The sequence below is a fragment of the Streptosporangium nondiastaticum genome (assembly GCF_003011965.1).
In the GTDB taxonomy this organism is placed as follows: Bacteria; Actinomycetota; Actinomycetes; order Streptomycetales; family Streptomycetaceae; genus Streptomyces; species Streptomyces nondiastaticus.
This window is the reverse complement of sequence record NZ_PXWG01000212.1, coordinates 1-7,696: the sequence shown is the minus strand read 5'-3', so window position 1 is coordinate 7,696 and position 7,696 is coordinate 1. Positions and strand designations below refer to the sequence as shown.

Annotated in this window: 6 protein-coding genes and 1 pseudogene; all 7 read right to left on the bottom strand. The window is 75.1% G+C overall.

Annotated features, from left to right (window positions below; genetic code table 11):
- Nucleotides 1–390, bottom strand: a pseudogene (locus B7P34_RS34160) (ATP-dependent DNA ligase); the annotation flags it as partial.
- A gap of 41 nt (nucleotides 391–431) precedes the next feature.
- On the bottom strand, nucleotides 432–2,081 hold the full coding sequence (locus B7P34_RS34155) for a carboxylesterase/lipase family protein (protein WP_106682037.1): 1,650 nt from the start codon (nucleotides 2,079–2,081) through the stop codon (nucleotides 432–434).
- Between the two features lie 108 nt (nucleotides 2,082–2,189).
- On the bottom strand, nucleotides 2,190–2,441 hold the full coding sequence (locus tag B7P34_RS34150) for a ferredoxin (RefSeq protein WP_223268530.1): 252 nt from the start codon (nucleotides 2,439–2,441) through the stop codon (nucleotides 2,190–2,192).
- A gap of 5 nt (nucleotides 2,442–2,446) precedes the next feature.
- Nucleotides 2,447–3,637, bottom strand: coding sequence for a cytochrome P450 (locus tag B7P34_RS34145; protein WP_106682035.1), 1,191 nt, complete (start codon nucleotides 3,635–3,637; stop codon nucleotides 2,447–2,449).
- A gap of 118 nt (nucleotides 3,638–3,755) precedes the next feature.
- On the bottom strand, nucleotides 3,756–5,147 hold the full coding sequence (locus B7P34_RS34140) for an FtsW/RodA/SpoVE family cell cycle protein (RefSeq protein WP_223268529.1): 1,392 nt from the start codon (nucleotides 5,145–5,147) through the stop codon (nucleotides 3,756–3,758).
- Between the two features lie 56 nt (nucleotides 5,148–5,203).
- Nucleotides 5,204–6,703 carry a sensor histidine kinase gene (locus B7P34_RS34135; protein WP_223268528.1) on the bottom strand — a complete coding sequence of 500 codons (1,500 nt, stop codon included), beginning with the start codon at nucleotides 6,701–6,703 and terminating at the stop codon, nucleotides 5,204–5,206.
- Entirely contained in the window at nucleotides 6,700–7,383 is a 684-nt protein-coding gene (locus B7P34_RS34130; protein ID WP_030365440.1) for a response regulator transcription factor, read from the bottom strand. Before B7P34_RS34130 ends, B7P34_RS34135 begins: the two co-directional genes overlap by 4 nt.
- Nucleotides 7,384–7,696: the final 313 nt, after the last annotated feature.

Sequence of the window (7,696 nt, the reverse complement as noted above, 5' to 3'; positions counted from 1 at the left end):
GTCGAGGGCGCCCTGGCGCAGCTCCCCGCCGAGCAGGCCCCGCAGGAAGCGCTGTTCCTCCGCCGTGGCCGCGGCCATCAGCGCGTCCACGAGGCGGCGCCGCTCGGCCTGCGCGCCCTTGCCGGCGACGGCGGCGAGGGCGTCGACCGCCCGGTCCACCTCCGCGACGGTCAGCACGGGGACGGCCGCGGGCGGCGGGGCGTCGCGCAGCACGCTCCAGCCGACGCCGACCCTGCCCTGCGGCAGCCGCCCCGAGAGGTACGTCAGGGCGACCGGCGCCTCCTGCGGGTCCGCGCCGCGGAAGAGACCGGCCAGCAGGGCGGTCTTCTCCGACCGCGCGGACGTCGCGGCCACCTCGGCGGACACGCGGGCGACATCGGCGAGGAGCATGCCTTCATCGTGCTACGGGCACACCCGGCGCGCAGTCCGGCTCAGCCCTGCCGCTGCTTCTCCCAGAACGCGCAGTGGTGGGCGGCACCGAAGCCGACCGGCCGGATGCCGTCCGCTCCCGGCGCGAGGGACTGGGTGAACGGGCCCCGGTCCCGGAAGAGCGGCCAGTGCGGAGCACCGGCCCCGTTCGGGTCACCGGTGCGCGCGAAGCGCGTCCAGTAGTCGGTCATCCGGTCCGACAGTGCGACCTGGGCCTCGTCCAGCGGCTTCTGCAGCGGGAAGGCGCTGAAGAGATAGGCCAGTTCGAAGGCGTGCGAGGCGCCGTAGGGGAAACCGGGCACGGTCGGCACGCCCTGGACGACGGGGGCGTCGCGGTCGGCGAACTCGTAGGCGTACGTGGCCACGTGCGCGGCCAGCGCCCGGTCCGCCCGGAACGCCGAGCACGCGAAGGTGGCGTCGGTGAGCAGCGCGGACCAGGCCAGCGCGGGCGTGGGGTAGGCGGACAGGGGGTACTCCGCCCCGACGGCGTCCGCGGCCGCGCCGAAGGAGTCCGTCAGGCGGGCCCGGTAGTCGTGCGCGTCCCGCAGCGGGTACGCGCCCAGGTTCATGCCGACGAACAGCCGCATTTCGTCGCTGTTCGTGCCCTGGATCACCGGCACCCGGTGGAAGCGGCCGGCCGCCAGCGCGCGGGCCGGTGCCTCCGGCAGCAGGGCGTTGCCGTAGGCGGGCTTGCCGAACGCCTGCGACAGCTCGGGCGTGATCAGCTTCTCCGCGCTCAGCCCGCGCAGGCAGTCCAGCGCCCCGGGCCCCTCCGGGCAGCCGAGACGCCCGGCCGCCGCGGCACCCGCGGCCTGGACGGTCTTCTGCGGCTCGAAGAACCCGGCGCCGGGCGTGCCCGGAACGACGGCGCCCCGGGGGAACGCCGTGTTGCACGAGCCGCTCTGCAGCACGGCCTTGTGGAAGAGGCCGGCCGCGGTGGGCGAGGTGAGCTGCGCGCAGGTGCTGATGGCGCCCGCCGACTCGCCGAACAGGGTCACGTTGCGCGGGTCGCCGCCGAAGCGGGCGGCGTTGGCCCGCACCCAGCGCAGGGCCGCCTGCTGGTCGGCCAGGCCGAAGGAGGGCGCGTCGCCGAGCTCCGGGTGGCCGAAGAACCCGAGGGCGCCCAGCCGGTAGTTGAGCGTGACGACGACCGCGTCGCCGCGCGCGGCCATCCGCCCGGCGGCGTACTCGCCGCCGGAGCCGCCGGTGAACCCGCCGCCGTGCACCCACACCATGACGGGCCGCCCCCGGGCCGGGGCACGGCCGGCCGGCGTGGTGACGTTGAGGTACAGGCAGTCCTCGGAGCCGGTGGCGGGCCCGGTGCCGAACACCGGCAGCTGCAGGCACTTCGGGCCCGGTGCCCCCGCGTCCCGCACGCCCTCCCAGGGGCGTGCGGGCTGCGGCGCGCGCCACCGCAGCGGGCCGGTCGGCGGCGCCGCGTACGGGATGCCCTCGTACGTGGCGTACGTGCCGTGCGACCTGCCGCGCACCGGGCCGTGGTCGGTGCCCACGACCGGCCCGTCCGGCGTGCGGGGCCTCGGCCCCGGTGGCGCCGCAGCGGCCGCGGAGGTGACGGACGTGACGGACAACAGCGCGAGGAGGAGGGCGAGCAGGGCCCCGCCTCTGCGGTGCGGGAGCCGGACATGCTGCATTGCGTATGTCCTTTCGGCTTGCGGGCACGTGGTCGGGCCCGGGCACCGGGGTAGGTACCCATCCCGGACCGGAGGTATCTCCGCGCCGCACCACTACCAGGCGTCACGTCATGGCCGGGGCCCGATGACCTCCGTTCCCTCGGTGACGGTGATGGCCGCCGCGGGGCACGAGTCCGCCGCGTCCAGCAGCGCCTCGTCGGGCCCCGCCGCCTCTCTCAGCGGCCGGGACCGCTCGTCCTCCAGCCGGAACGCCTCCGGGGCGAGGGCCGCGCAGATCCCCGAGCCGAGGCACGCGCTCCGGTCCACCGTCACCCGCCACGCCGTCGCGTCCGCCGCCGCTCCCGCCGTCGTGTCCGCCACGGGTCTCACCACGCCACCGGCATCGAGCGCGGCCCGCGGACCAGCATCTCCGTCTTCCACACGACGTCACCGGCCGTGCGGAGCCCGGGCAGCCGCAGGATCAGGGCCCGCAGCGCCTCCTGCAGCTCCAGCCGGGCCAGCGGCGCGCCGAGGCAGTGGTGCACGCCGTGGCCGAAGCCGAGGTGCTGGTTGCCCTCGCGGCCGAGGTCGAGGGTCTCCGGGGCGGCGAACCGCCCGGCGTCCCGGTTGGCCGCGCCGACGGCCACCAGCACCGCGTCGCCCTTGCGCACCAGCGTCCCGCCCACCTCGACGTCCTCCAGGGCGTAGCGGGCGAAGGACGCGCCCGCGCCCAGCGGGACGAAGCGCATCAGCTCCTCGACGGCGCGCGGCAGCAGGTCCGGGTCGTTGCGCAGCCGTTCCAGCTCGCCGGGGTGGCCGAGGAGGGTGAGCACGAAGTTGGGGACCTGGGTCGCGGTGGTCTCGTGGCCGGCGACGAGGATGCCCACGCACAGGTCGGTCAGCTCCAGCTCCGAGAGCCGGTCGTTCACGTCGCGCGCCTCGATCAGGGCCGTCATCAGGTCGTCGGCCGGGTGCGCGCGGTGCTCCTCGATGAGCCCGCCCATGTAGGCCCGCAGCTCGTCCCGGTTGGCCGTCTTCTCCTCGGCGGTCAGGGAACTCGTCGAGAGCGCGGCGTCGCTCCACGCGCGGAACCGCGGCCGGTCCTCCAGCGGCACCCCGAGCAGCCGGCAGATCACCGCCACGGGGATGGGCAGCGCGTAGTCCTCGACCAGGTCGGCGGGCGGCCCCGCCGCGATCATCTCGTCCACCAGGCCCTCGGCGAGCGCGCGCACGTCCGGCCGCAGCTTCTCGACCCGCGGCGTCGTGAACGCCTTGGTGACCAGGGTGCGCAGCCGGGTGTGGTCGGGCGGGTCCATGCTCAGCAGGCCGGTGTCGCGCGGCCCTTCGCCGCGGCGCGGCTCGTCGTGGTGGACGCTCTCGGCGCGGCTGAACCTCCGGTCGCCGAGGACGAGCCGGGCGTCGGCGTAGCGGGTGACGAGCCACGCGGGCTCGCCGTACTCCATGCGGACGCGCAGCAGGCCCTCGCCGCTGCGCGCTTGCGCGTACTTCCCGGACAGGTCGAGTCCGGCGGGGTCGTTGAAGGGATAGGCGGTGGGCTCGTCGTGGGCGATGGACATCCGTACGCCTCTTTCCTGCTTGGTCCTGCGATTCGCTGGCTCCCCCGCAGTGCTCCCTCAAGCCTCCGCAAAAATGGGTGCCTCAGTCAACAAGGCGTCAGCCGGGCGGCCCGGGCGGTCAGTCGGCGGACCGCGCCGCGGCACGGGCCCGGCCCGCGCTGTCGCTGATCCGTATCAGCAGCGCCACCATCAGCCAGTTGGCGACGAGCGAGGAGCCGCTCTTGGCGAGGAAGGGCAGCGCCTTGCCGGTCAGCGGTATCAGGCCCAGCACGCCGCCCGCCACGACGAACACCTGCAGGGCCAGCGCCGCCGAGAGCCCCACCGCCAGCAGCTTCCCGAACGGGTCGCGCAGGGCGACGGCCGTGCTCAGGCCCCGCTGGGCCAGCAGCGCGTAGAGCATCAGCACGACCATCGTGCCGGCCAGGCCCAGCTCCTCGCCGACCGTGGTGAGGATGAAGTCGCTGCGGCCGGCGAAGCCGATCAGATCGGGGTGGCCCTGCCCGAGGCCCGTGCCGGTCACGCCGCCGCTGCCGAAGCCGAACAGCGCCTTCGCGAGCTGGTCCGAGCCCGCGTTCTGACTGTGCAGCGCGGCGAAAGGATGCTGCCAGGCGTCGATGCGGCCCTTGACGTGCGGCTCGGCCGAGCCGACCACGACGGCGCCCGCCGCCGCCATCAGCACCCCGCACAGCACCCAGCTGAACCGCTCCGTCGCCACGTACAGCATCACCACGAACAGCCCGAAGAAGATCAGCGACGTGCCCAGGTCGCGCTCGAAGACGAGCACCAGCAGGCTCAGCACCCACACCGTCAGGATCGGCGCGAGCTGCCGGCCCGGCGGCAGCCGCACCCCCAGCACCTTGCGGCCCGTGAGCGCCAGCGCGTCCCGGTGGATCACCAGATAGCCCGCGAAGAACACCGCGATCATGGTCTTGACGAACTCGCCCGGCTGGAACGACAGCGAGCCGATGAAGATCCACCGCTTCGCGCCGTAGGTGTCGCCGGGGAAGAACGCCGGGGCCATCAGCAGCACCAGCGCCACGGCCATCGTCAGGAAGATGTAGCGCTGGAGCCTGCGGTGGTCCTGCAGGACGATCAGCACGCCCACGCACAGGCCCACGCCGATGACCGTCCACATCAGCTGGTTGGAGGCCGTCGGATCCGACGAATAGCGCGCGCTGTACGAGAAGTCCAGCCGGTACAGCAGCACCAGGCCGATCCCCGACAGCAGCACGGCCAGCGGGAGGATCAGCGGGTCGGCGTACGGGGCCCAGCGGCGCGCCGCCAGGTGCGGCACCAGCGCGAGGCACAGCATGGAGCCCGCGAACCCGGCGAAGCCGTCCGGGATCCGGTCCACCGTCGCAAGACCCGTGTACACGTAGCCGAAGCAGCTGATCAGCACGGCCAGGCCGAGCAGCAGCGCCTCGCGGCCCCGCCGCGCCGCCGCCGACGGGCCCCGCGCTCGTGCGCGGTGCTCGTCACTGCCGTCGAGGTGCACGGAATCCACGGTCACACCGCTCACTATCGGCGCACCGGGCTGAAGAAATCCTGAGAATCCTGAACGAACTTTCAGGAATCGGATGTTCCGTACGGTGGGGAGGCCGCCGGCCCGCCCGGTGAGCCCCTCCGGGCAGAGCCCGTCAGCGGGAACCGCGCCACCAGCCGCGCTCCCTCCCCGCCCGGCGCCACCTCCAGGCTCCCGCCGTGGGCGCGCGCGATCTCCCGGGCGATGGCCAGGCCCAGTCCGCTGCCGCCGCTCTCCCGGGCGCGCGCCGCGTCCAGCCGCACGAAGCGCTCGAAGACCCGCTCGCGCTCCTCCTCCGGGATCCCCGGCCCGTCGTCCGCCACCTCCAGCACCGCCCGCCCCGCCTCCTCGTCGAGCGACGCCGTGATCACCACGCGCGAGGCGGCGTGCCGCAGCGCGTTGTCGACCAGGTTCGCCAGCAGGCGCTCCAGCTGGCCGGTCCGGCCGCGCAGCGGCACCGGAGCACCGGCGCGCACGCTCACCGGAACCCGGGCCGCCGTCCGGCGGGCCGCCTCCTCGGCCGCCAGCAGCGCCAGGTCCGCCGGCTCCGCCGCCGCCATCGGCGCCCGCGCGTCGAACCGGGCCAGGAGCAGCAGGTCCGCCGCCACGCCCTGCAGCCGGACGGTGTCCTCCAGCGCCGCGCGGACCGCCTCCGGCGACGGTCCACCGGGCGCGGCCAGCGCCACCTCCAGCCGGGAGCGCACCGCGGCCACGGGGTTGCGCAGCTCGTGCGAGGCGTCCGCGACGAACTGCCGCTGCCGGCCGACCGCGAGCTCCAGCCGGTCCAGCGTGGCGTTGACCGTACGGGCCAGCTGAGCCACCTCGTCGCCCGCCGCCGGCACCGGCACCCGCCGGTCCAGCGCGCTCGCCGTGACGGCCGCAAGCTCCGTGCGGATCGTGGTCACCGGCCGCAGGGCCAGCCCCGTCACCGCCCACGCGATGGCCGCGGCCAGGGCGATCAGCGGGGGCGCGCCCGCGAGGAGCCCGATCGCCACGGCGTGCGTGGCGCCGTCGACGTCGTTGAGGACGGTCAGCGCGTACACGTACCGCTCGTGCCGCTCCCCGCCCGGCCCCGGCGGCGGCGCCGAGGCCCGCACCGCCACCACGTCGGCACGGTCCGGATCGTGCGCCCGGCCGCGGTCGCCGCCCGCCGCCCGCGCCCCGGACAGGATGCGGTGGGCGGAGTCCGAGCCCGCCTCCGGACGGATCGGCGCCAGCTCCTCGGCGAGGCCCTCCGCGGACGGCCTCGTGGTGGCGATCACCCGGCCGTCCGCGTCCAGGACCAGCACGATGTCGACGCCCGTGCGCGGCGAGGCCAGCAGCGCGGGCAGCTCCCCGGCGTCCGCCTGCGCCGCCACCTCGCGGGCGGCCAGCTCGGTGCGGCCGGTCGTGGTGTCCAGCAGGTTGGCGCGCAGCACCGTGTACAGCCAGGTGCCGCCCACGCCGAGGACCACGGCCATCGCCAGGGCCGCCGCGGCCGCGCACCGGCCCCGGACCGTACGGGGCGGCCGCAGCCTCCGCGACAGGGCCGGCGGCAGGGTCACGCGCATCCGTCGCCCGGGTCGATGCGGTAGCCGGTGCCGTGCACGGTCACGATGGTGCGCCGGCCGAACGGCGCGTCGATCTTCCTGCGCAGCGAGGAGACGTAGACCTCGACGATGTTCGGGTCCGTGTCGCCGGGGAAGTCCCAGACCTCGTCCAGGATGTCCCTCTTGGCGACCGCCTGACCGGCGTTGGCCATCAGGTACCGCAGGACCGACAGCTCGCGCGCGGTCAGCTCGATCTCCTGCCCGCCGCGCAGGCAGCGGCGGGCCGCGGGATCCAGCACGAGGTCCCCGGCGCGCAGCGGGAGCGCCGCCCCGGGGCCGCGGCGGCGGCCCAGGGCGCGCAGCCGGGCGAGCAGCACGACGAAGGAGAACGGCTTCGACAGGTAGTCGTCCGCGCCCGCGTCCAGCCCCTCCGCCTCGTCGTACTCGCCGTCCTTGGCGGTGAGCATCAGCACCGGCGTCCACTGGCCGAGCCCGCGCAGCCGCCGGCAGATCTCGTAGCCGCTTAGCCCCGGCAGCATCACGTCCAGGACGATCACGTCGTACACGCCGGTGAGCGCCGCCGTCAGGCCGCGGTGGCCGTCGTGGACGGCGTCCACGAGGTGACCCTCGGCGGCCAGGCCGTGCCGCAGCGAGTCGGCCAGTCCGGCCTCGTCCTCCACTATCAGAATGCGCACGTCCCAAGCGTCACATATGCCACCAGAAGCACTTGCGGCGCGCCCTTCCGGGCTCGCGCGTGATGTCCCGCACACTCGGAGAAAGGGCCGTAACCGCCTGATGACCGCCGGGTTGACCCGGGGGAGAGCACGCAGAACGCACCCCGCCACAGGACGGAGCAGTGGTACATCCATGAGCAAACGCCAGAAGGGCCGCAGGCACCGCAGGGTCAACCGCACACCGCGCCCGGTCGGCGCGGCCCGCCCCCGCGCCATGGCAGCGGCCGTGCAGGCGGCCGTCGCGCCGATGGCCGCGCAGCCGGCCGGGTCGGCC

Excerpts from the sequence above, each read along its gene's own strand:
- B7P34_RS34155 (WP_106682037.1), bottom strand. The coding sequence starts at position 2,081 with ATGCAGCATGTCCGGCTCCCGCACCGCAGAGGCGGGGCCCTGCTCGCC.
- B7P34_RS34145 (WP_106682035.1), bottom strand. The coding sequence starts at position 3,637 with ATGTCCATCGCCCACGACGAGCCCACCGCCTATCCCTTCAACGACCCC.